This window comes from Armatimonas sp., from assembly GCF_031410135.1.
In the GTDB taxonomy this organism is placed as follows: domain Bacteria; phylum Armatimonadota; class Armatimonadia; order Armatimonadales; family Armatimonadaceae; genus Armatimonas.
This window is the reverse complement of the sequence record NZ_JANNYP010000421.1, coordinates 1-1,512: the sequence shown is the minus strand read 5'-3', so window position 1 is coordinate 1,512 and position 1,512 is coordinate 1. Positions and strand designations below refer to the sequence as shown.

Sequence of the window (1,512 nt, the reverse complement as noted above, 5' to 3'; positions counted from 1 at the left end):
CCTCGGGCTGGCCGATGTAGTCGTCAAGCTCGGGAACGGGAACCTCCAAGCGCCACGATCTGTGTGCTTGGATCACTTGATCTTCAACAAACAGATGCACGACTCCGAAGTGCCATTTCTCCTCGATCTCTGCTGCCAGCCCCCGGAGGCGCTGGCAGACTACGGCAAGCCGCTTGTCTATCGTGGGGAAAACGGCGCTCACGCGAACGATCCTCCTTTCGGAGTAAGAATCCGTGAACGAAGCGCCTGGTCTGCCCGGCTCTCACTGGTGGTGTCGATTAGGACACTTGCCAGCGTCTCAAGCTCAAAACGGCTCTCGACGGGGAGTTTCTGCGCGGCACTGGTGACGGCATTTACCAACCCGTAGAGCGTGTCCTGGTGGGACTCGCCGTACAGTCCGAACCGTATGTACTCGGCGGTCTGCTTGGAGAGTTTCCAGGCATCGGCCAGCACTTCAATAGCCCGTGCGGGATCAGGAACAATCGTCTTTGTGGAGAGGATCATCTGCTCGATGAACGCCGCCGCCACAAGCCGAGCTTGCGCGATGGCATCCTGCAAGAGCGGTACAAACTGTGCTGTAGCGACATGGTTATGCCGCTGCTTGAGCATGCTCCATCCCGCGATTTTACGCACCATACCGTTGCTGCACACTTGGCGAAAGAGGCAGGCATCTATCGTTACAGCCCGTAAACCTACCTCACTGTTTGCGATGTGGATCGCAACAATGAGGGGGTCGCCGGGCAGTACCAAGCGACTCATGCGGGGATCGATCAAGCGTAGGTGGAGGCTCTCGTTTGTCAGATCGAAGAGCTTCACCGGGTAGTTCATGCCTTCCAGCGCGGGCAGGAGAGCACTAAGGAGCTGGCGATTATCCAGCTTCTCGTAGCGAGCGGAGAGAACACCGCGAACGGTGGCTCCCTTGGCGCGAACGGTCCACTGCTGGCCGCCATCACCGCCCGCCTTCTTGCGCAGCTCCTCAGGCAAGCCGCGCCAATGGTTCCATTGCGCGTCTTGCAGTTCTTTGGGACACCTACCGAAGTAGGCGGCTGGCATTCCGAGCTTGGTGCAGGCTTGGCCCATCGCCCAGGGGGAGAGGGCAAAGCCGAAACCATCATCATCCGCACCGGGCCAGTAAATGCGCCCGTGTTGCATGGAGACTTCGCGAATGGGCACGAGATTATCGTGCTTACCCGCGTCGTCTGCGCTCACGCGCTCGCAGACCTCATCAAGGTTCATAGGGGAATATTTCCTTTCAAGTCTCCCCAAGTTAAGGGGAGGGAAGTGGGTTGTAAAGATTCACGCGGCGTGGGGCCTCTGTGGTTTTCTGGAGAGGCGTTGCCTCGCCGCGCCAGGCAAGAGTAAAGCACGCTCTCAAAATCTCCAACGAGACTGAACTTAGTAGTCGTCCAAAATCTACTTCCGTTTCTTGGTTATGCGATTGAACCTTGCTCGTGTGTTTCTATCAAGCGCGGCTTGAAGGTATAGTTCCAGCGGGGGCACACCTCATGGAAA

Annotated in this window: 2 protein-coding genes; both read right to left on the bottom strand. The window is 57.7% G+C overall.

Features of this window, described 5'->3' with window-relative positions; translation table 11 throughout:
• A partial coding sequence (locus tag RMO15_RS15515; RefSeq protein ID WP_309714359.1) for a hypothetical protein occupies positions 1 to 202 on the bottom strand: 202 nt, incomplete at its 3' end.
• Complete coding sequence (locus RMO15_RS15510; protein ID WP_309714358.1) at positions 199 to 1,236, bottom strand: DUF932 domain-containing protein; 1,038 nt, start codon at positions 1,234 to 1,236, stop codon at positions 199 to 201. The genes RMO15_RS15510 and RMO15_RS15515, both read right to left, overlap by 4 nt.
• Positions 1,237 to 1,512: the final 276 nt, after the last annotated feature.